Here is a 21,774-nt window from a genome sequence, read left to right as displayed (position 1 = left end):
TTTAGCAATCAAAACGATTAGTTTTCACTTATACGCGGAATAGGTGCATTGAGTATTTAATTAAGAACTCCGCATTTCCGGGCTTTTTGAAATCTCTGCAACTTTTTTTCATTTTTTTATCACTGAAGGCTAGACAGACAGAAAAGCGGCCTTTATAGAACCGCTCACCTCACCGGGGCCGCTGCCTCGGAGAAGCGAGTGGGTGATTAGCTCAGTTGGTAGAGCAGCTGACTCTTAATCAGCGGGTCGTAGGTTCGATCCCTACATCACCCACCATTTTCTCCTCTTCTTTCAAAGAGTTACCGCTGATTACACGATAGCCGGACGAACCGGCTCAAGTTTCAATTGCGTTGAAAATCTTCTTCCTTGCTACTTGTAAATATCCAGCAATATTGCAGCCTAAATGCGCAAATAGGCATGGCGAAACCAATAAGGTGGTACTATGAGTGTGCCACATGACCCCAAAGAGCCTTGGTTACACATTCACACTTCTAGCCGTTGCCATTTTTGCGGCACAAGATGGCATCTCGAAGTATCTCGGATCACATTACTCGCCCATCTTCATAACGATGGTGCGTTATTGGGCGTTTGCCGTTTTCGTGATTCTACTTGCGATGCGCGCCGGGGGAATTGTACGCGCTGCTTCGACTAAGCGTCCATTTTTGCAGATCTTCCGCGGCGTCTTGCTAGCAACGGAAATCGTTATCTTCGTATTCGGCCTTAGCCGGGTCGGCATGGCCATGGCGCAGTCAATCTTTCAGGTAGGCCCATTACTCGTCACGATGCTCTCAGTGCCCTTCCTTGGCGAAAAAGTAGGCTGGCGTCGCTGGACCGCGATTGTGGTTGGTTTGTTCGGTGTTCTTCTCATCATCAATCCAACTCATGTGAAATTCGACCTGAACTTGCTGTTCCCCATGGCTGCAACAACCATGTTTGCAATTTATGCGATTGCGACACGCGCAGTCAGCAAATCTGATAACTCCATGACCAGCTTCTTCTATACGGGCATTGGCGGCGCTGTTGTACTAACCGCAGTCGGTCTTTTTCATATGGAACCAATTGCGCAGCATGACTGGCCCTGGATGGCGGCGCTTTGCGCCTGTGGCATTGCAAGCCATTATTGCCTCATCCGCGCCTACGACATTCTTGAAGCCGGTGAGGTGCAACCATTATCCTATCTCCAGCTCGTGATTGGAGCGTTCATTGCAGTTCTTGTTTTCAACGAACATCTGACCTGGAATGTAGTGACCGGTGCAAGCATTGTCGTCGCGGCTGGCCTCTTCTCGATGTTTCGGGAGAGAAAGCTCGCAAGCAAGGCATCGTAACATTACGAATTATTAATTGGCCTGTTCATATCAGGTTCACCTAAAATGGCTGACATTGCTCACACGCCAATAAATGGCGCCGTGTATAGAGTAATGGAGTCAAATAACCATGAAATCGAAGACCTTGTATATTGCAGTTATCGCTTCTGCATTGCTTTCCACCGCCGCATTCGCACAGGAAAAGGCCAGCGAAAATACAGACAAGTCAGCGACGGATACTTCCATTACACAGAATGATGGATCTAAAGGCAAGCGCGGACCAATCGATCTCGAGAAATTCTCCCGCATGGACGAATTGAAAGCCGCCGACACAAATGGCGACGGCGTCCTCTCTCGCAATGAAATTGAAGCACTCGCGCTCAAGCGCATGGTCAGCCGCGCAGCAGACCGCATGGAACGTCGCCTTGATGTAAAGGGCGATGGCAAAATCACTCTGGAAGCGATTGAAAAGCAACGACAGAAGGAATTTGCAGCGCTTGATCGCAACGAAGATGGTAAGCTAGACCGCCACGAACTACGTGCGGGCAAGAAGTTCCACCACCATGGCCCAAAGGGTCCGCATCACGGTGGCAAAGGCAAAATGGAACACCACCAGCCAAAGCCACAGCAGTAAAATGGACATTACGAAAAAGCCCCGCAATGCGGGGCTTTTTTTGTTTCCATTATGAGCGAATAACGCCCTTCTTGAAAATGATATTGCCATAGAGACGCTTTTCGCCAGAGCGGATGACTGCATAGGCAGCACTCGCCCGATCGTAGAACGCAAAGCGATCAATCGGATCAACAGCAATTTTGCGGCCTTCTGCCTTCTCAATGATGGCTTCAAATTCACCAAAAATCGCAGGCGTCTCGCTAGGGCACTCCATCACAGCCGCTGGCTTATCAACAAAGTCGTCGAGCGGCAGCAGTGAAAGCACAGCGTCTGCAATATCTGTCGCGCTGATCCCCGGAAAGTCCAGAACCTGCACACCGGAAGCCTGTGCTGGATAATTGGCATCAACGATAACAAGATCGTCGCCATGGCCCATATCCGCAAGCACTTCAAGAAGCGAACCGGTCAGCAGTGGGTTTAGATTTTTAAGCATTGGGTAAATCCGAATGGTGGAGTTTGAATGCGCGCACCCTATAGCATCACCGTAATAACCGATATCGGTTTCTGGAGACACGGGGCAAAGATAAAAGAAGCGAAAGTGTCGTGTCCACACTCATTATGGTGATCACAAGCGACAAAAAACGCCGGCTGATTAAAGCCGGCGTTTCCAGTTGATCACTTAAAAAGAAACGTACCGTTATTCAGCTTTCGCTTCAATATTGACCTTATCAAGCAGCGCTAGCGGGTTCTGCGATGCCGCAACCATTTCCAGCGCACCAATACCCTTGTCTGACTTGGACTTGACCGTCACCTCAAAGATATTTGGCTTAGCAAGGAATGTCGAAAAAGCAGTGATCGCATCTTGAAGCTGCGGTTGGTCGGCAGCAAGTTCCTGCAGAACTGCATTAGCAATCATGGTCAAAGCGCTGCGGGCATCTTCGACAGTCATGTTGTTTTCGTCTGCGTAGAACTTGAGACCCTTTTCAATCAGACCCTGTTCTTCAATCTTGAGCTTTACCTCACGAGCCTTGAGGCCGAGAAGTGCAACCTGTGCCAAAACTTTATCACCGGAGAAGAACTCTTTGGTGAAGCCGCCCAATAGACCAGACATGGAAATTTTTCCCATGTCCTGACCGCTGACCGACAGATCCTTGATGACGAGGCTCTGGCTGGCTTCATCCCAATTTGCTTCCAGATTGGATGAAACGTTTACACGGTCATAACCGAGCTTGCGCAGCTGCTGATACATTTCTTCACGGCTGTTCGCAGGAACAGGCAAAGACATATCCTCATAGGCAACACGAATATCAGTCGGAATACCGTTGAACGGCTTGTTCAATGCCAGCTCGTAGCTCTTCATGCTGAACTTGATGCGCTCAGGCAAACCGGTTGCTGGCGGCGTTGCAGTGGTGTCCTGATCTTCCTCAACATCAACATCGTCATTGGCGTTACTGTCGCCCGGCAGATCAGCATCAACACCTTTGACGACCATCGTGCCGAATTCAGGCAGCATGGTCGTGAACGGGAAATTCTCCATTTCCTGGTCGCTCAGACCTGCAAACTTTGTCACGGCCTCTGCCGACGGCGCCCAGTTGAAGCCTTTAAGCGAGAATTCGTCCAGCTTCACGAAGTCGGTGCCGTTACCAGCCGAGAAGCCATTAAGCGACATGTCGAGCTTCTTATTGTCGAAGGACATCGCCATCTTGTCGATTTTGCCTTCGCCCTTTTCTGGATCACCCGGTTGGATTTTCATCCCGAGTAACTCGACGTCGCCCTTACCAATCGTGTCGAAGAGACCGATCAGGCGCATGAAGAACTCTTTACGTTCTTCATGCGAAAGAGATTCGATGTCCTTGGCTGCTTCCAGTTTCTGTAGTGTTTCGGTAAACGGCTCTGCAGGCAGGCGCATGGTAAAGCCGTTGCTGCGAACTTCATCATAGCTGAAGCTCGACTTTGTGCCCTTTACGGCGATATTCTTCGCAGAAAACGGTCCATAAACTGGCTTCGCTTCGGTATCGCTCGGGCCAGCCTTCTCAGTATAAAGACGCGCTATAAAAACGCCGTCAATATCCTTGCCTTCTGATGCGCCGATCGTACCAGCCATACGTTCTTCATTAATCGTGCCGTTCTCATCGGGCAACGAAAGATCAAGATCGAATGTCGCGCCACTTGAAGTGTAGCGTGCGACATGGCCATGAACGATGTCTTCCAGCGCGACATCTTTATAAGATGTCTTCTGTTCCTTATCGTTCAACATCTGAACGATGTTGATTTCAGGCACCAACATGCGCTTGGCAGAAACACGCCCAACGCGTTCAGCAAGGCTCAACTCGCCATTGCCGAACGTATCGCGCAGCATCTGGATATCGAAATTCGCATCGTCGATAAGAACACTCGGCATCTCAATCTTAAACTGAGCGATTTCCGTCTTGATACCTTTGGCATCAAGCATGCCATTCAGAAACAGTACTTTTGGACGACCTTCGATCGAAGCGATGGTGACGTTCGTGCCGTTTTTCAAAGGCAGGACCACATCGGTCAGCTTTATGTGGCCGAGAAAATCTGCCGAAACAGAGGCAGCCTTGCCGCCACGCCGCTCAAGCTGGGCGTTAATCGTCTTTTCGAGTGTGATCTTGTATCCGACTGCACCTGCAGCCGCGATGGCTATGACTGCGACAGCTGCCCAAAGCGCTTTGCGTCCGCCCTTGCGTTTTCCGCTCGTTGCCTGCTCCACGATTTCTCATCCTTTCAGCGCAATTTCAACGGGATCTGATAGATGATTGGTTAATCACAAGAAATTGTAAGAGCAAGCAGGATCGGTAAAGATTAAGATTTTTTCGGCCGCCAGATGTGAAAAATCCTGCACATTCTGGAAGGATTTTGCAGAAATTGGTGCAGAAGAGCCTCAGAGCGGGTTTGCTGGATGCGGAGACGAATCGTATGCACCCCAAATCGACTGGTCAAAATTCACGATTGCACCAGTCATCATTCCGGATTCTTCCGACGCCAAAAACGCAATCGCGCGCGCAACTTCCCTGGGATCAATCAGACGTCCAAATGGCTGGGCCTTGACCGCTTCATCCAACCAATTGGCGGGTGCGCCGTGGAATTCGCGCTGGATACGATCTTCGCCATCCGATGCCATCCAGCCGATATTGAGGCTGTTGACGCGGATGCGATTACGCAGCACCGAATAGGCAATATTGCGCGTGAGCGTATCAAGCGCACCCTTGGACGCACAATAAGCAGCGATGAATGGTTGGCCGCCCATGGAGGACATGGACGAAATATTGACAATCGCTCCTTCAACCTTTTCACGCCGGAAAAGCTTGATCGCTTCCTGAATAAGAAAGAAAGGTGCACGCGTATTGACCGCAAAAAGCCGATCAAACAGTTCAGGCGACGTATCAAGTATATCGCCACGGTCCGTCAATCCGGCTGCATTGACGAGAATATCAAGCCGTCCAAAAGCCCGATCCGCTTCCGAAATCACCTGACGGCAATCTTCGACCTTTTCCAGATCGGCTTGAACAAACACGGCCTTCACACCGAGCTGCTCCAGCGTGTCGGCCTGCGCCCTGCCTTTTTCGGCTGAGCGACCGCAGATCACTATGCCCTCCGCGCCACGTTCGGCAAAAAGCTGTGCTGTAGCCGCACCAAGACCTTGGGTGCCGCCAGTGATGACCGCAACCTTGCCATTCAATTGTCCGCTCATTTCTGGCTCCAAATATAAGTTAAACCCGTCCACCCAACGCAGATGAGAGATCAGCCAGTTCCTGGCCGCCTGCCATAAGGCTCTGCAGCTCATCCATGTCCACATCGCTTCTGGTGCGGGTTCCAAACGTGGCACCGCGATTAAGCACGGTAAACTTGTCGCCTACGGCATGAGCGTGGCGCACATTATGCGTGATGAAGATCACACCAAGCCCTCGCTCACGCACAAGGTTGATATACTTCAGCACCATAGCTGTCTGACGCACACCAAGTGCCGAGGTTGGCTCATCGAGGATCAACACTTTCGCCCCAAAATAGACTGCCCGTGCAATCGCTACACATTGTCGTTCGCCGCCCGACAACGTGCCAACGGCCTGCTGCGGATCACGGACATCAATACCGATCTTCTTCATCTCTTCACGGGTCACATCTTCCGCAAACTGCGTATCGAACCAGCGAACTGGCCCAATCCCCTTGGTCGGTTCCCGACCGAGAAAGAAATTTCGCATGACCGACATAAGAGGGATCATCGCAAGATCCTGATAGACCGTCGCAATGCCGTGATCGAGCGCATCGCGCGGACTGTTGAAGACAACCTGTTTGCCTTCAACAAAGAACTCTCCGCTTGTTGGTTTGTGCACGCCGGACAGTGTTTTAATCAGCGTCGATTTACCGGCACCGTTGTCACCAAGCAGACAGTGTACCTGCCCCGGTTCCACACTGAGTGAAACGCCGTTCAGCGCAATAACAGGGCCGAAGTGTTTGACAAGATTGCGAACTTCAATGATCGGGGTTGTCATAGTGCATACTCCCTATCAACGCAGTTTCAGGAAAGTTTAGAAGCGGTTTCCCCGAAACTGCGTGAATGCTGAAACCTATCGCTCGCCGGTGGCGCGCTTACGGATAAAGTTGTTGAAGAGAACGGCGATCAGCAGCATTCCGCCAAGGAATACCAAGTACCAGTCCTGATCAATCGTCGTGTAAGTCAGGCCAATCAGCACCATACCGAAGATGATCGAGCCGAAGAATGCCCCAATGGCCGAACCATAGCCGCCGGTAAGCAGACAGCCCCCGATAACAGCTGCAATGATCGCTTCGAATTCCTTCTGGAAGCCGCGCCGCGCATCCGTCGACCCCGCATCAAGAACAGTAAGAATGGCAACAAGTGCTGCTGCCATTGCCGTACACATGAAAAGAATTGTCTTAACACGACGCACAGGCACACCCGAATTGCGCGCAGCCAGCGCATCACCACCGGACGCGAAAATCCAGTTGCCGAAGCGGGTACGAACCAGAACGTAGGTCGCCACGAGAGCAATGCCGATGAACCAGAGAACTTCGACGGGTACACCCTTCACCGTCGGTTGGCCATTTGGGAACTTCGCGATGAGGTCTTTTTCCGCAAGCCATTCAAACAATCCTTGAAAAGCATCACCAGAAAACAATCCTGCAAGATAGCTCGTGCCAACAGCTTCCTTCACGCCACGCAATTGCGTTGCACCGCCCGTCGCCCATTTGAGGCCGACCAGCGAAAGCCCACGCAGGATGAACAGAAACGCCAGCGTAACGATGAAGGAGGGCAAGCCGGTTTTAAGCACAATCTGCGCGTTCACAGCCCCCACAAGCGCCGCGAAAACCAGTGTCAGAATGATGGCAACGATGAGCGGTACCTGCCAAACGACGAGGGCAGCAGCGAATATTAGGCCGGCGAACGCTATCATTGAGCCTATAGAAAGATCAAATTCGCCACCGATCATGAGTAGCGCGGCAGCCACAGCAAGAATGCCAAGCTGCGATGCGGGCGCCATGAAATTCATAATACCGGCGGCGGTGAACATTGCCGGATTGGCTGTCGACAGGAAGAAGATCGTGATGAGCACGAGACCTGAAACCGCACCCAGTTCAGGCCGACTAAGCATCCGCTGAAGTGCACTGGCGTTCTTCAGCCGCTCATCCCGTTGCGCAGCTGCGATCGCCGGATCATTTGCTGCGGTCTGAGCGGGCTGCTCTGATGAAGTTGGCTCACTCATGCTTTCCTCCTTCAAGCGTATCCGCGAAAATACGCATTAAAACAATTCCCTAGAGCACCATTTTGATTCAATTTGAGAGAAACGCGCTCTAGACAACGCGACATGAAAGTCGCGAACTTATGGGTATGGATACTCGATCCCGCCCATTTTCATGGGCGGGGTGAGATATTCAAAAGTTATGCGTTGCTGCTTAGCGGATGCCCTTGGCAGACAGTTCAACCACCTGCTTGGCTTTGTCCTTGGTAATCAGGTTCGGGCCCGACGGCACATTGCCGCCCGGCATCAGGCCGTATTTCGCATTGAGCGCCAGAAACGCAACTGGCAGATAACCCTGCAGAAACTGTTGCTGATCAATCGCGAAATCCGCTTTTCCGTTTTCAACCGCCTCAAGGAAGCCAGCCGACATATCGAAAGTGGCAATATGAATGCCTTCGCGACCACTTTCTGAAGCTGCCTTTACCGCGGGCTCACCGGCCAGCGTTGCGTTCAGCGTCAGAATTGTATCGACCGCCGTGTCAGATGCGAGTGCTGCACGCACCTTGGATTCGTTTTCAGTCGGATCTGCCGAAGTAGGCAGAACCGTCACATCGCCAAAACCTTCCTTGAAGCCCGCGCAACGCTGATCGAGCGAGACGTTACCGACTTCCTGATTGACGCAGATGCCTTTCTTGCCACCAGCCTTTTTAAGTGCTTCACCGGCAACCTTGCCAGCATCGAACTCATCCTGACCGACATGCAGCAACGCACCAAGCTTTTTGGAAGCATCCGAACCTGCGTTCATCGAAATAACCGGAATACCGGCTGCAACAGCACGTTCAATCGACGGCCCGAGCGCGTCCGCATCGGGAATCGAAACAACGATGCCCTGCGGGTTCTGGTTGATCGCAGCATCAATCAGCTGCGCCATCTGCACCATGTCGAATGTTTCAGGTGCGCGATAATCAACCTTTGCACCTGTATCCTTGGCTGCTTCCGCAACACCATTCTTCACAACCGACCAGAAAGGATCGGATGCCTGGCCGTGACTGACAACAACAATGCTGACATCCTGTGCCTGCGCCGCAAATGACGCAGCCATCAGCGCAACGCCAGCAACTGCCGATTTCAATAGAGATTTCATGTTCACTCCTCCCTGCCCGGCACTCCCCGCCGGTTTGTTAATTTATCTGCACCTCGTTCAGAGCTAATTCCGGGGCTGCCTCCACGCATTTGATCCCGGCAATTTCGCTGCAATCTTTGTCATTTAATAGAATGAAACATTCATTAGAAAATTCTCGTGGAATTATAATTCCATTTCTGTTAGCTCATGTCAATCACATAAGCAGCAGTCAAAATGCACATGCAATTTAGCTCTGGGAGGAGAGAATGGCAGTTGTAGCAGGCCTGATCGGCTCGGGTTTCATGGGCAAAACTCATGCTCTCGCCCTTGCGAATGTAAACCGGATTTTCGACCTGCCGATGACGGTCGAGCTTCACACATTGGCCGATGTGGACGAGAAAACCGCCTCACGCGCAGCGTGTCAGCTTGGCTTTGCTCATTCCACAGGCAGTTGGCGTGACCTGATCACCAATCCAGCCATCAATCTGATCGATATCACCACCCCAAATCGCTTTCATAAAGAAATGGCGCTTGCTGCCATTAATGCAGGCAAGCACGTCTACTGTGAAAAGCCATTAGCTCCAACTGCCGCCGAATGCCTTGAAATGACACTCGCTGCCGAACGGAAGGGCATTCAAACCGCAGTCGGATTCAATTACCTCAAGAACCCGATGATTAAGCTCGCTAGAGACATCATCGAGAGCGATGAAATTGGCAAAGTCAGAAATTTTCGCGGCATCCATGCCGAAGACTTCATGGCCGATCATCGAATTCCTTGGTCATGGCGACTTGATCCGGCAGGCGGTGGTGGCGCACTTGCCGATATAGGCAGCCATATCATTGCCGCGGCACGCTATTTGGTTGGTCCGGTTGCAGAGGTGATGGGCAAAAGCGTGACAGCAATTGCAGAGCGTCCCGACCATAACAACCCATCGCACATGAAAGCAGTCGAAGTGGATGATATCTGCCATGCTTTTCTATCGTTCGAGAATGGCGCAACCGGCAATATCGAAGCGAACTGGCTCGCCAGTGGTCGCAAAATGCAACATGATTTTGAGATATCAGGCTCAAAGGGCTCGATCTTTTTCTCGCAAGAGCGCTTCAACGAACTCGACCTATTCCTTTTCTCTGACAAGAAAGGGCAACAGGGTTTCCGCAAGATCTTCGCAGGCCCAGACCACGAGCCTTATGGCGCGTTTTGCGTGGCGGGCGGGCATCAGATTGGCTTCAATGATCTGAAAACGATTGAGGTGCGCGACTTCCTGTTAAGTATTGCAGGACAGAATACAGGTCACGCCGATTTCCGCGAAGGCTATGAGGTGCAAAAAACTATCGAAGCCATCTACGTATCCAGCCGCGAGCGGCAGTGGAAACCAATATAATCTACCGAAAGCGCTTACGCGTATGCAGGATGAATTCGTGCTCGATCTTCATCAGCTGCGCGTCGATGCCATAGACCTCTTTCAGGAGCGTCGGATTGAGCACCTCTTCCGGCGCACCATCGGCGACGAGCCGACCCTGATTAAGCACAATCAGCCGGGTGCAATATGTCGCGGCCAGACCAAGATCGTGCAGCGAGGCGATCACCGTCTTCTTCTCGGTTGCCAAACCGGCAAAAAGCTCCATCAATTCTAACTGATGGGCCGGATCAAGCCCAGCTACAGGCTCGTCAGCCATGATGATCGGCGTGTTCTGTGCCAATACCCGTGCGATCAGGGCGCGCGCTCTTTCACCGCCCGATAGCTCGTTAGCAGGACGTGACGCAAGTTCAGCCACACCCATGCGCTGCATGGCAGTCTCGATCACAGTTTCATCGTCACGGTCCAGTCCTGCAAACACAGGCTTCAGTGCTGACCGCCCAAGCGATACCAGCATCCTAACTGTTACCGGCCATGCAACATCGCGTTCCTGCGGCAGATAAGCGATGATCTTGGCGCGATCCGCAACATGCAATCTTCGGAGGTCCGAGCCATCCAGCAGAATGTCCCCTGTCGAAGATGTAAGGCCTAAAAGCGCACGCAGCAGCGTGGTCTTGCCTGCACCATTTGGACCGATCAAGCCGATAAACTCACCTTCACCTGCCTCGAAACCGACAGCTTCAAGCACCGCTTTGCGCCCCAGCGAGACATCAAGATTGTGGATTGAAAGAGTGCTCATACCAGCCGTCTCCGATATTTAAAGACAAGCCACAGGAAGAACGGGGCGCCAATGATTGCCGTTAGCACTCCGAGCTTTAATTCGCGCCCCGGCATAATCACTCTCACCAGCACGTCGGCAGCCAACAGAAGGGCAGCACCGCCAAAGGCACTGGCAACAAGCAGACGTGACGGTCGCGAACCGACCAGCGGGCGCAACAGATGTGGCACTACAAGCCCTACAAAACCGATTGCTCCCGCAACCGCAGTCGATGCGCCAACGGAAGCCGCAGTGCCAAGGACAGCGAGAATCTGAACGCGCGCGAGATTGACGCCCATGCTGGCTGCCGCATCCGATCCTAACGTTAGGCTATCAAGCGCACGCCCCAGTGAAAACAACATCGCCCAACCGATCAGAATGAAGGGTGCGGCAAGCCATACATGCGTCATCGACCGATCGGCAAGAGAACCCAGCATCCAGAACACGATTTCCATGGCAGCGAATGGATTAGGCGACAGATTAAGCGCCAGTGCTGTCATCGCTCCGGCGAGACTGGTGACGGCAACACCTGCCAAAATGACAGTCAGTGTTCCGGCGTGACGCCCCGCGAGAGCCTTGACCAAAAAGACTGACAGAAATGCCCCGACCAGCGCCAGTAATGGCAAAGCCAACGGGAAAACCTGCGACAGCCCCGTATAAATCGCAATCACCGCACCAAGTGAGGCCGACGAGCTCACGCCAAGCAGCCCTGGCTCGGCCAGCGGATTGCGCAGATAGCCCTGAAGAGCAGCACCTGAAAGGCCTAGCGAAGCACCAATTAGCAAGGCAAGCAAAGCGCGCGGCAGCCGGATTTCGCGCATAACCAACACGATCACATCCCCCTGCCCGGCAAATAGCGCCCGAATGCTCCCACCCACACTGATGGATGCCGGACCAACCAACAGCGAAAGCGCAAATAGCACCAGAACCATCAAGCCAAGAACAACAAGCAGGAGATAAAAACGACCAGTTTCAGTCACGCGCAGCCTCCGCGAGCTTCGCAACAGCTTCAACGCTGAACGGCCCGCCACATACTGTCAGATTGTCGTTGAGCGCCACGCTTCGCGTGTGCCCTTCGAGCGCGCGCAATGCCGGATGCTCGAAATTCTCAAAGGCCAGTGCGGGCGGTCGTCCCCGCGATCCGCGCACCAAAATATCAGGCTTTTCCATAACCAGCATTTCCAGCGGCAGCATAGCTGAACCACGAACACCCGCCTTATCGGCGATATTATCAAGCCCGGCCAGACGGACTGCTTTATCAATCAGCGTGCCGCGTCCCGACGTATAACTATTCGCATAATAGAGCGCGACGGTCTGTTTATGGTCAGGCTTTTGGATTGCTGAAAGAGCCATATCCATGTCTGCAATCTGGCGAGTTGCTTCGCTTTCACGGCCGAGCAATTCGCCCATGCGCTTCATATGCACTTTGATATCCTCAAAAGAGCGTGCAGGCGCAAATTCCTCTACCTGCACACCCAAATCCCGCAACAACCCAACCGTGGCACGCGAAGAAAACGTGCCCGCCAGCACCAGATCAGGCTTCATGAGGAACACTTCTTCAGCCTGCCCATGGTTGATGGGCAGCTGTTTTGCTCTCTCGGTCATCACAGACAGAAGCGGGTCACGCGAGAGATACGACACCGACCGCAGCTGAGTGGCATCTGCCAGCAGCATTGCCAGCTGATCTGTACAGACATTGATCGACACGACGTGCTTGGGCAATCCATCCGCATGAGCGGGATGAAACGCAGTCAGAAACAGGCAGGCCAAAAGGCCAAACCTGATTTTCCATAACCCGGACTGCGTTTTCATGTTGCGCATCTCGTCAGAAATTCCGCGTCAGCCCGATATTAAAGCTGCGCCCCGGCGCATTATAGCCGGACGTTGTCTGGTAATCCTTGTCGAAAATATTCTCTACCGAAAGCTTCAACTGCGATTGTGTGTCGATATCATACAGTGCAATGAAATCCGCCGTCACATAAGGATCAAGCTTCTTGGTATTCGCGGCAGTTGTGTAGCGCGAACCGCCGTAAAGCAACCGAGCCGTTAGATCGAGCTTGTCTATAGGCTTGAAATTCACTTCAGCTGTCGCCTTCACCCGCTCGCGATATGGCAAATCGTTGTCAGTATCTTCATCAATTGGCTTTTTGAGGTCGAGTGATCCTTTCACCGCCCAAGTTTCGTTGAAGCGATGAGTCAGCGCCGCTTCGAAACCCGTCACTTCTGCACGCGCAATATTGTAAGGCAGATAGGATGGTGCCGTGCTCATGATCGCATCACGTAGCCATGTCTTATAGAAAGCCAAATCGAGACTTGTATCGGCTGTTGCTTGCCAGTTCAGACCAATCTCATACGATCGGGATTTTTCCGGCTGCAGATCGGCATTCGCAAAGCCGGGATAGTAAAGCTCATTAAAGGTCGGCGCACGGAAGCCAGTGCCAAACGAAGAACGCAGCACGAGATCCGGCAGAATTTCGTAGCTCGCGCCGAGATTATACGTGACCACGTCACCAAACTGCTCATTATAATCGTAGCGCACACCGCCATCAAAGCGCAGCGCATCATATTCGAGCGAGTATTGCCCGAATACCGCAGCCAGATCACGACTGGTTTTGGCATATTCGGTCGTAGCGCTGACTTCCTCGCGGTAAGCTTCAACGCCACCTGTCACCACATGCGAAACATTGCCCGTTTCAAACTGCTTTTCCGTCGAGGCAAAGATGCCATAGCGCTTGGTTTCAAACAGATCAGACCCACTAACCCCCTTACGGAAATTTCGGCTGTGATCTAGACCAGAGCTGAGCTCGATCGTCGAAGACCAATCAGCGGTGTGATCGATACGCGCACCCAACTTGCCGCTAAATGCTGTTGTATACGCTTCATTAGCAGACGGTGCTTTGGCATCATATTGATTGCGGCCGCGGCTCAGGAAGCCATCAGTATAAATCTTCCCCCAGTCAAAATCCTTCGACAGCGAGAAGTTAAACGAACCCTGTAGAAAACCATCACGATCAGGCTCATAGCCGAAAGAATCCGGTGTCGTAAAATTATATCCCTGTGTGCCTGTGACAGCGGCACCAAAGGCATAATCAATGCCATCCTTGCTGCGTCCCTGAAGCGAACCGGACGCATAACCGCCCCATGGATGCGTAACCCCCGTTGTCAGACTTCCGCAGTAGGAGCGCTCCCCGCAGGCTCCACCCTGCTTTGTGATGATATTAATCACACCACCCATCGCATCCGCACCATATTGCGAGGAATGCGCGCCTTTCGCGATTTCAATACGATCAATTGAACTCAGCGGAATATTGGAAAGCGCTGTTGCTCCGGTCGTTGCTGATGCGGTTCGCACACCATTGACGAGAACAACCGTCTGTTTTGACGACATACCGCGAATGTAGAGATTGGAAGACGATCCCTGCCCGCCATTGGTGGTAATCGAAATTCCCGGATAGTACTGAAGAAGCGATTGCAAATCAGGCGCCGCTGATCGGTCAATTTCCTCCCGATCAATGACCGTGACGGACGATGTGGAGCGCTGCAAAGACGTTGCACGCCTCAACGGTGTGACGACAATCGTATCAAGCACAACGCCATCCTGCACGCTTGCCTTCGTCTGAGCGAATACGTCGAGCGGCGTAACCACCAGAACGGTGGATGCGAGATATGCCGATAGTTTGAGAATATGCATTATTTCTACTTCCTGCGTGCAAGCCTTGCTTCACCGCAGGTGTCAGAAATCAGGGCGGAAGCCCCTTGTCTTTGTCCCACGGCAACATTTCACAATGTCACCGCTACGGACGGCCGCGACTGGACACCCCTCGTGTCAGCCATGGGTGACTGGATACGGCAGGTCTCCTGACTTCCGGGTCTTCATCGGTCCTCCGCCTTCCCGAACGTGAATATTCAGTGGCTATGATCGCAACTTACGATCATGGGAGGATGACTCGCCGGTCACAGTTGCGGGGGCAGTCTCGGTCTCAGCTCTTCAAATGAGCCTCACCGTGTTCCCTTTTCATCCATCCTTGCGGACAGAACCGTTTCCTGTGGCGAGCGATAGCAAGGGGATGGCAGATTATCAACTGCAACAATGTGCCCCATCTGAATCACATTCAGAGCCAAGTGATTCAGATGGTTGAATTGTATGGATTTTTCATCTCAGGAAGTCGCGGAAACGACGCAGTGCAAAGAAGAAAAGAACACTTCCGATTACAATCATGGCCAGCAATTGTGGCCACACGACACTCAATCCCGCACCGCGGAATAGCACCGATTGCGCGAGCATCACGAAATGCGTGTTGGGTGCCGCCAGCATGATATTCTGAATAATTTCCGGCATACTTTCGCGCGGCGTTGTACCGCCCGAGAGAACCTGTAACGGAAGCAGAACCAGCATCAGGAGAAGTCCGAACTGAGGCATAGAACCAGCAATCGTTGCTAGGAAGATGCCAAGGCTCGTTGTCGCGAAAAGCTGTAATGCAGCACCCGCCAAAAACAGCGTCAGCGAACCATTGATCGGCACCGCGAGAATGCCCTGCACAACCACAACCAGGGAAAAGGCAGTCGCCACCAGCACCACCATCCCCATTGACCAGACCTTAGAGACCATGATCTCAAGTGGCGTCACCGGCATGACCAGCAGATGTTCGATTGTGCCATGTTCGCGCTCGCGGATGAGAGCTGCGCCCGTCAGAATGATCGAAAGCATAGTTACCGATGAAATGACATTTGTGATCGCACCGAACCAGCCTTTGTTCAGATCCTGATTGAAGCGCGCACGTAGGTTAAGTCCAACCGGTGTTTGAGTATCCCCGCGATAGCGATTGAGAAACTCGTTCACTTCGCTGGAAACTATCGACTGAACATAACCGCCGCCGGTAAAGGCCTGACTCATGCGCGTTGCATCGACATTCAACTGAATCGTTGGCGAACGCCCGGCAAGCAGATCGCGCTGAAAATTCGGCGGGATATTGAGCGCAAACGTATCGAGCCCAGAATCCATCCGTTTATCCATCTCATGAGATGAGATGAGCTTTGGCGGCACAAAATATGGCGGATAAAACGCAGTCGTGATGCGACCCGAAACCGGTGACTGATCCTCATCAACGATTGCGATTGCCGCATTGTTGAGATTTTCCGGCATAGCCTTTGCAGCGGTATAGATCGCAAGTGTGAAGGCATAGACGATAAGCAGCAGAAGCATCGGATCACGCGCCAGTCCGCGCAGTTCCTTGACGCCAAGCTGGAATATATTGGAAATCCGCATCTCAGCCCGCCTGCTTCTTGAGAAGTACAATGCCGAGAACGGTAAGAACCGGTATGGCAATCAGCAGCGGCAGGAATGACCCGGCGAGATCGGAGAAATCGAGCGCCTTTGAGAAAGTCCCGCGCGAAATTGTCACAAAATAGGTCGTCGGATAAATCTTGCCGATAAACGCACCTGCCCCCTGCAAAGACGAGACTGGATCGATAATGCCAGAATATTGCACTGCGGGAATGAGTGTCAGCAATGCAGTACCGAAGATCGCCGCAATCTGGCTATTGATAAAGGTTGAAATCACCAAGCCCATGCCGGTCGTAATGATGACATAGAGAAGCGCTGCCGTGGCATAGGTCAGGAAACTGCCTGTGAATGGCACACGGAATATGAAAACAGCAAAGGCCGTCAGCATCAGGAAGTTGAGAAAGGCAAGCGCGATATAAGGCAGCTGTTTGCCGAGCAAAAACTCGAACTTAGTCACCGGCGTCACATAGAAATTAATGATGGAGCCAAGTTCTTTTTCACGCACAACGCTCAGAACCGCCAACATTGCAGGGATCATCAGCAGAAGTAGCGGGATAACTGCTGGCACCATGGCCACAAGGCTCTGGACGTCCGGATTATAACGATAACGAATTTCCAGATTGAAGTTGCCGACAGTGGCGTTGCTTCCATAAAGCTCGCGCGCTTTTTGTGTCAGCCAATTGGCATGCATTCCCTGCACATAACCACGCACGGTTTCCGCTCGCGTTGGCATGGCGCCGTCGATCCAGGCACCAATTTCGACGGGACGACCACGCGCGACATTGCTGCCGAAATTCGGCGGGATTTCAATTGCCAGGCTGATTTCACCTTCGCGCATACGCCGATCAAGGTCGTCATAATCGGTTATGGGTGCTTTTTCAGTGAAATACCGGGAACCAGCAAGTTGCTGCGTGTAATCACGGCTGATCGTCGTATCGTCGCGATCCAAAACCGCAAACGTCAAGTCCTCGACATCGAGATTGATACCGTATCCGATCACGAACATCAGGATCACAGTGCCCAGAATGGCCAATGTCGCGCGGATCGGATCGCGTTTCAACTCCAGCGCTTCGCGGCGTGAGAAAGCTAGCATTCGCCGAGGATTTGGCAACCAGCCTGCGCTGGCCGTCGTGCTTTTCTCAACTTTTTCAGGCTGAACCTTCACCGACTCTTGAACGTCTTTCTCAGGCGCTGTTTCGCCAATTGCTTCTTCGAGATATGCGATGAAAGCATCTTCAAGTGTTGCTGCATTCCGGCTTGCAGTAATGGCTTTTGGCGTATCGCTGATCAACACCTTGCCAGCATGCATCAAGGAAATGCGATCACACAGTTCCGCTTCATTCATGAAATGGGTCGAGACGAAAATCGTGACATTGTCGTTGCGCGAAAGATCGGCAAGGATTTGCCAGAACGCATCGCGCGCAACTGGATCAACGCCTGAAGTTGGCTCATCGAGAATAAGAATATCCGGCGAATGGATCAGCGCGACAGCCAGCGACAGGCGCTGACGGATGCCGAGCGGCATCGAGTCGGGAAGATCATCCATAACGCCAGCCAAATCAAACCTTTGGGACAGTTCCTTGATTCTGCGCTTGGTATCTTCTTCCGCCATGCCAAACAGCTTGGCGTGAAGCTCCAGATTTTGATGAACTGTCAGTTCGGAATAGAGCGAAAACGCCTGCGACGTGTAACCAACATGACGGCGTATATCGATATCCTTTGGGTCGACTTCGCGTCCAAACAGCCTTGCCGTGCCTTCGCTTGCAGGCAACAAGCCGGTCAAGACCTTCATCGTCGTGGATTTGCCGCAACCGTTAGAGCCGAGGAAGCCGAAAATCTCGCCGCGCGGAATACGGAAACTTACATTGTCAACGGCAGTGAAATTGCCAAATCGCACCGTGACATGCTCGGCTTCGATAGCGATGCCACTATCTGCCTGTGTATTGCGCGGTGGCATTACTACTTCGCTGTGCCCTTTCCGAAGCTCCTCCGGCAAAAGCGCGATGAAGGCTGCATCAAGATTAGGCGTCTGGGTTTTCTCAAGCAGTTCCTGAGGCGTGCCGGTTGCAAGAATCTGGCCGTCATTCATAGCAACCAGCCAATCGAAGCGCTCCGCTTCTTCCATGTAGGCCGTGGCCACAATAACGCTCATCCCCGGACGATCTTTGCGGATATCGTCAATCAGTTCCCAGAACTGACGCCGCGATAAAGGATCAACGCCCGTTGTCGGCTCATCAAGGATAAGCAAATCAGGATCATGGATCAGTGAGCAGCAAAGACTTGTCTTCTGCTTCATGCCACCCGAAAGCTTACCAGCCGGGCGATCAGCAAAAGGCGACATGCCCGTTCGCGCCAGAAGGTCTGCAATGCGGCGTTCGCGCTCATGCTTGTCATGGCCAAACAGCCGCCCGAAAAATTCGATATTCTCGAACACGGAGAGCGTCGGATACAGGTTTTTCCCCAATCCTTGCGGCATATAGGCAATGCGTGGAAATGCCGACTGGCGATGACGCTTGTCGGCAATATCGCCGTCGAGCACTTCAATCCTGCCCTTCTGCATAACGCGAGCGCCAGCAATCAGCGACAGAAGGCTCGACTTTCCAACGCCGTCAGGCCCAATCAGCCCGACCATGCAGCCGGCAGGCACCTCGAGCGAAACATCGCGCAATGCTTCAGTCGATCCATAGGACAGCTTCACGCTATCTGCGCGAACGACAAAGCTGTCGTCGCCCACGCCAGCCTTTATCGAAGCCCCACTCATTTTACTGTTTCCGCGAGATTCTTCGGCCATTCAGCATTTTGATCGAGTTTCACGTAAGCCATACCCGGAAGCCCGGTTTTGACCTGCTGAATATATTTCTGAAGCAATTCCTGCGGGATTTTTGCCTTAACGCGGAACATGAGCTTTTGACGCTCTTCCTCAGTCTCAACCGACTTTGGCGTGAACTGCGCAACATCGGCTACAAAGCTAATCGTGGCAGGGATCACATATTGAGGAGCTGCATCAAGCACGATGCGAGCATCAGCACCAATGGCCACGCGTCCAGCCTGCGAAGTCGGCAGGAAGAAAGTCATATAGACATCGCTGACATCCACCAGATTCAGCACGCGACCGCCAGCCGACAATACTTCACCCGGTTGCGCAACACGATATTGCACGCGGCCAGGCTTTGGCGAACGCAATGTGGCATCATTGATATCTGTATCGATGGTGGCAATCGCAGCCTTTGCAGCTTCAACCGCAGCTTCTGCATCAACAACTTGTGCCTTTGCAGCACTGATCGCAGCCGCCGTCGCGGCGAGCTGCGCCTTTGCAGCACCCACGGCTGCCTCAGCACCCTGCGCGGTTGCGCGATCATCATCCAGCACCTGCTGAGAGACTGTGCGCGATTCTGAAAGCTGTTGCGAACGGGCCAAACGGCGATTTGCAGCGTCCAGTTGCGCTTCGCGCTGTGCGACCGTGGCCTGAGCGGCGGTTTGCTCGGCTTCACGCTGGACAACCAAACTTTTCGCTGTCTCAATGCTTATTTCAGCGCGACGAAGCTGCGCTTCAGCCTGTTTTCGCTGGCTCTCGAGCTGGGCAGTATCCATGCGCGCCAGAACCGCGTTTGCCTCAACAAACTGTCCTTCGTCGGCAAGAATTTCGCGGATACGTCCGGGGCTTTTGGTGGATACATCGATCTCTACGGCTTCGATTCGCCCATTTCCGCCAGCAATGCCTTCCGGCAGTCCGGGTTCGCTCAGTGCTTTCCAGGCATAGTAGCCTCCGGCTACCAAAGCCACGACTACACCAGTTGCGATCCACTGCTTGCGATTAAACCCCATGCCGAAACATCCTCTGCGTCATCATCTTGCGGGTCCGCAAAGCAAAGCTATGCGGCAAACGATACTACTCAGTCAGATTGAATTCTGTATTTTCACTTGGGAGTGCGTGCCTTGATTAAAATCAACTATACTCAAATGCACCGCAATTTCATGCGTTAAATAATAAATATAAGAAAATTCGCGGGTGCCGATTTAGTGAGATGGAGGGCAATGCTGACAGCACCCGCTGGCTGTCGACAGTACAACATTGCAAAAAGATCGCGCTGGTGCGCTCGACAGATCCTTGAATTGTTTAAAATTAGCCGGGGCGTCGCTTTGGTTGGGCCTCGACGCCCCGGAGATTGCCGACTCTGGTGGAACTCGGCAACAAGCGATCATTAGCATCCGCTGGCGGAGGCTTTCTTTGATTTAAATCAACCAGATAATAAATAACCTGAATGTGCCGCTATTTTTCAGGTCGACACTTACCCCAGGTCTTTTTCAAGTATGACGATACGCTCTTGAGCTTCGGATCAGACAAGAAACCCTGTCGAAAAAGAATACTGCCTTTGACCTCCGGTATAGCGCTGTTGAGGTCAAGCTGGCGCTTGATTTCATCGACGCCATTTCCCGCAAGCCATTCAGGCTCAGCCTTACTCGAGGTGCCAGCGCGATAAAGTGCCATACCGATATAAAGATCAGTATTTGTGCCTTTAACTGTATCCGCCCACCATCTGACGATAGGGCCATAAGGCACATCCTTGCGGCCTGACGACCAATAGACCTGCGGCGCGATATAATCGATCAGCCCATCTTTCACCCAGGCACGCGTATCAGCAAAGTCTCCATCATAATTGGTCTTACCCGCCCGCGTTGGCGAACCAAGCGGATCGTTAATCTGATTGCGCCAGACGCCGCCAGGGCTGATACCAAAGCGAACATGCGGCTTGATGGCTTTGATCTTGTGCGATATTTCCTGCACCAGCGTATAGGTATTGTGACGCCGCCAGTCATGCTTGCTGGAGAAATGCGTCCCGAAACGTTTGAATGTCTTGTCATCCTTGAGTGGCGAGCCCTGCGTTTCGTAATAGAAATAGTCATCGAACTGGATTCCATCGACATCATATTTCTGGACAACTTCAGCCGTGATGTTAGTGACCCACTGGCGCACTGCCGGAATACCGGGGTCAAGCACATAGCGATCCGCAGATATGCCTACCCAACCCGGATTGGTTTTATAAACGCTAGGCGGAGAATCGCTGGAAGAATTATTCAGTTCTTTTCGCGTTGCCGGTCGCACATCCATAGAAACACGGTAAGGATTGAGCCAGGCATGTAGCTCGATTCCACGCTTGTGCGCTTGCGCGATCGCAAAGCGCAGTGGATCGAAGCCCGGATCTTTTCCGAGTGTACCCGTCAGATAAGATGACCACGGCAGATAGTCTGATTTGTAGAAAGCATCCGCAGCAGGTGAAACCTGAAAGATCACGGCGTTAATGCCATGTTCGGATGCTTCTTCAAACATTCGCACCAGTTCCTGCTTCTGGCGCTTCACGCGTTCGGAATCGTCCTCAATCTGTGTGGAAGCTCTGGACGGCCAATCCAGATTAAGAACAGTCGCAACCCAGCTCGCATGAAAAGTATCGCAATCAATTGGCATCGATTACCGCAGTCCCGTTCTATTCTAATATTAACGCCATATCTGGTTTGATATGATCAACTGGGTAACTACTTTAAAGATGTATAAAGTC

The 21,774-nt window shown here is 52.4% G+C and carries 17 protein-coding genes, 1 tRNA gene and 1 riboswitch; of the genes, 4 read left to right on the top strand and 14 right to left on the bottom strand.

Features of this window, described 5'->3' with window-relative positions:
• Nucleotides 1-200: 200 nt before the first annotated feature.
• From RT142_RS08860 to RT142_RS08850, 3 genes are all read left to right on the top strand, one after another.
• Nucleotides 201-276: transfer RNA gene (locus tag RT142_RS08860), tRNA-Lys, on the top strand.
• A gap of 179 nt (nt 277-455) precedes the next feature.
• On the top strand, nt 456-1,325 hold the full coding sequence (locus tag RT142_RS08855; protein ID WP_112805756.1) for a DMT family transporter: 870 nt from the start codon (nt 456-458) through the stop codon (nt 1,323-1,325).
• Nucleotides 1,326-1,434: 109 nt separating this feature from the next.
• Nucleotides 1,435-1,938: an EF-hand domain-containing protein gene (locus RT142_RS08850; protein ID WP_113159993.1), complete on the top strand. Its 504-nt coding sequence runs from the start codon at nt 1,435-1,437 to the stop codon at nt 1,936-1,938.
• A 49-nt stretch (nt 1,939-1,987) separates the two neighbouring features.
• Here RT142_RS08850 and RT142_RS08845 read toward each other — a convergent pair whose 3' ends face one another.
• The 6 genes from RT142_RS08845 to RT142_RS08820 all read right to left on the bottom strand — a co-directional run bounded on the left by RT142_RS08845 (nt 1,988) and on the right by RT142_RS08820 (nt 8,781).
• Nucleotides 1,988-2,410, bottom strand: coding sequence for an RbsD/FucU family protein (locus RT142_RS08845; RefSeq protein ID WP_105518695.1), 423 nt, complete (start codon nt 2,408-2,410; stop codon nt 1,988-1,990).
• 204 nt (nt 2,411-2,614) lie between these two features.
• Complete coding sequence (locus RT142_RS08840) at nt 2,615-4,651, bottom strand: hypothetical protein (protein WP_313028360.1); 2,037 nt, start codon at nt 4,649-4,651, stop codon at nt 2,615-2,617.
• Between the two features lie 171 nt (nt 4,652-4,822).
• Nucleotides 4,823-5,632 (bottom strand): SDR family oxidoreductase, encoded by an 810-nt coding sequence (locus RT142_RS08835; protein WP_113159995.1) that lies wholly within the window; start codon nt 5,630-5,632, stop codon nt 4,823-4,825.
• A 19-nt stretch (nt 5,633-5,651) separates the two neighbouring features.
• Nucleotides 5,652-6,431 carry an ATP-binding cassette domain-containing protein gene (locus tag RT142_RS08830; protein ID WP_112812487.1) on the bottom strand — a complete coding sequence of 260 codons (780 nt, stop codon included), beginning with the start codon at nt 6,429-6,431 and terminating at the stop codon, nt 5,652-5,654.
• Between the two features lie 75 nt (nt 6,432-6,506).
• Nucleotides 6,507-7,661, bottom strand: coding sequence for an ABC transporter permease (locus RT142_RS08825; RefSeq protein ID WP_007875638.1), 1,155 nt, complete (start codon nt 7,659-7,661; stop codon nt 6,507-6,509).
• A gap of 190 nt (nt 7,662-7,851) precedes the next feature.
• Nucleotides 7,852-8,781 (bottom strand): sugar ABC transporter substrate-binding protein, encoded by a 930-nt coding sequence (locus RT142_RS08820; RefSeq protein ID WP_007875639.1) that lies wholly within the window; start codon nt 8,779-8,781, stop codon nt 7,852-7,854.
• Between the two features lie 245 nt (nt 8,782-9,026).
• Here RT142_RS08820 and RT142_RS08815 point away from each other — a divergent pair, with 245 nt between their 5' ends.
• Nucleotides 9,027-10,142 carry a Gfo/Idh/MocA family protein gene (locus RT142_RS08815; RefSeq protein WP_113159997.1) on the top strand — a complete coding sequence of 372 codons (1,116 nt, stop codon included), beginning with the start codon at nt 9,027-9,029 and terminating at the stop codon, nt 10,140-10,142.
• A 1-nt stretch (nt 10,143) separates the two neighbouring features.
• Here RT142_RS08815 and RT142_RS08810 read toward each other — a convergent pair whose 3' ends face one another.
• The 8 genes from RT142_RS08810 to RT142_RS08775 all read right to left on the bottom strand — a co-directional run bounded on the left by RT142_RS08810 (nt 10,144) and on the right by RT142_RS08775 (nt 21,683).
• Nucleotides 10,144-10,917: an ABC transporter ATP-binding protein gene (locus RT142_RS08810; protein WP_313028357.1), complete on the bottom strand. Its 774-nt coding sequence runs from the start codon at nt 10,915-10,917 to the stop codon at nt 10,144-10,146.
• Nucleotides 10,914-11,915, bottom strand: a complete 1,002-nt coding sequence (locus RT142_RS08805; protein ID WP_313028356.1) for an iron ABC transporter permease — start codon at nt 11,913-11,915, stop codon at nt 10,914-10,916. Before RT142_RS08805 ends, RT142_RS08810 begins: the two co-directional genes overlap by 4 nt.
• Nucleotides 11,908-12,747, bottom strand: coding sequence for an ABC transporter substrate-binding protein (locus RT142_RS08800; protein WP_313028354.1), 840 nt, complete (start codon nt 12,745-12,747; stop codon nt 11,908-11,910). Before RT142_RS08800 ends, RT142_RS08805 begins: the two co-directional genes overlap by 8 nt.
• A gap of 13 nt (nt 12,748-12,760) precedes the next feature.
• Nucleotides 12,761-14,626 carry a TonB-dependent receptor domain-containing protein gene (locus RT142_RS08795; RefSeq protein ID WP_313028352.1) on the bottom strand — a complete coding sequence of 622 codons (1,866 nt, stop codon included), beginning with the start codon at nt 14,624-14,626 and terminating at the stop codon, nt 12,761-12,763.
• A 139-nt stretch (nt 14,627-14,765) separates the two neighbouring features.
• Nucleotides 14,766-14,992, bottom strand: a riboswitch (cobalamin riboswitch).
• A 96-nt stretch (nt 14,993-15,088) separates the two neighbouring features.
• On the bottom strand, nt 15,089-16,201 hold the full coding sequence (locus tag RT142_RS08790; RefSeq protein WP_064320792.1) for an ABC transporter permease: 1,113 nt from the start codon (nt 16,199-16,201) through the stop codon (nt 15,089-15,091).
• 1 nt (nt 16,202) lies between these two features.
• On the bottom strand, nt 16,203-18,980 hold the full coding sequence (gene rbbA, locus RT142_RS08785) for a ribosome-associated ATPase/putative transporter RbbA (protein WP_313028350.1): 2,778 nt from the start codon (nt 18,978-18,980) through the stop codon (nt 16,203-16,205).
• Nucleotides 18,977-20,044, bottom strand: a complete 1,068-nt coding sequence (locus RT142_RS08780; protein WP_313028349.1) for an HlyD family efflux transporter periplasmic adaptor subunit — start codon at nt 20,042-20,044, stop codon at nt 18,977-18,979. Before RT142_RS08780 ends, rbbA begins: the two co-directional genes overlap by 4 nt.
• Before the next feature lie 445 nt (nt 20,045-20,489).
• Complete coding sequence (locus RT142_RS08775; protein ID WP_313028348.1) at nt 20,490-21,683, bottom strand: glycoside hydrolase family 10 protein; 1,194 nt, start codon at nt 21,681-21,683, stop codon at nt 20,490-20,492.
• Nucleotides 21,684-21,774: the final 91 nt, after the last annotated feature.

The organism is Brucella sp., assembly GCF_032066345.1.
GTDB classification, from domain to species: domain Bacteria; phylum Pseudomonadota; class Alphaproteobacteria; order Rhizobiales; family Rhizobiaceae; genus Brucella; species Brucella pseudogrignonensis.
This window is presented reverse-complemented; position numbering and strand designations above follow the sequence as displayed.

Coding starts and splice junctions, on each gene's coding strand:
- RT142_RS08820 (WP_007875639.1), bottom strand. CDS start 8,781: ATGAAATCTCTATTGAAATCGGCAGTTGCTGGCGTTGCGCTGATGGCT.
- RT142_RS08795 (WP_313028352.1), bottom strand. CDS start 14,626: ATGCATATTCTCAAACTATCGGCATATCTCGCATCCACCGTTCTGGTG.
- RT142_RS08835 (WP_113159995.1), bottom strand. CDS start 5,632: ATGAGCGGACAATTGAATGGCAAGGTTGCGGTCATCACTGGCGGCACC.
- RT142_RS08845 (WP_105518695.1), bottom strand. CDS start 2,410: ATGCTTAAAAATCTAAACCCACTGCTGACCGGTTCGCTTCTTGAAGTG.
- rbbA (WP_313028350.1), bottom strand. CDS start 18,980: ATGAGTGGGGCTTCGATAAAGGCTGGCGTGGGCGACGACAGCTTTGTC.
- RT142_RS08790 (WP_064320792.1), bottom strand. CDS start 16,201: ATGCGGATTTCCAATATATTCCAGCTTGGCGTCAAGGAACTGCGCGGA.
- RT142_RS08775 (WP_313028348.1), bottom strand. CDS start 21,683: ATGCCAATTGATTGCGATACTTTTCATGCGAGCTGGGTTGCGACTGTT.
- RT142_RS08830 (WP_112812487.1), bottom strand. CDS start 6,431: ATGACAACCCCGATCATTGAAGTTCGCAATCTTGTCAAACACTTCGGC.
- RT142_RS08855 (WP_112805756.1), top strand. CDS start 456: ATGACCCCAAAGAGCCTTGGTTACACATTCACACTTCTAGCCGTTGCC.
- RT142_RS08800 (WP_313028354.1), bottom strand. CDS start 12,747: ATGAAAACGCAGTCCGGGTTATGGAAAATCAGGTTTGGCCTTTTGGCC.
- RT142_RS08780 (WP_313028349.1), bottom strand. CDS start 20,044: ATGGGGTTTAATCGCAAGCAGTGGATCGCAACTGGTGTAGTCGTGGCT.
- RT142_RS08810 (WP_313028357.1), bottom strand. CDS start 10,917: ATGAGCACTCTTTCAATCCACAATCTTGATGTCTCGCTGGGGCGCAAA.
- RT142_RS08825 (WP_007875638.1), bottom strand. CDS start 7,661: ATGAGTGAGCCAACTTCATCAGAGCAGCCCGCTCAGACCGCAGCAAAT.
- RT142_RS08815 (WP_113159997.1), top strand. CDS start 9,027: ATGGCAGTTGTAGCAGGCCTGATCGGCTCGGGTTTCATGGGCAAAACT.
- RT142_RS08850 (WP_113159993.1), top strand. CDS start 1,435: ATGAAATCGAAGACCTTGTATATTGCAGTTATCGCTTCTGCATTGCTT.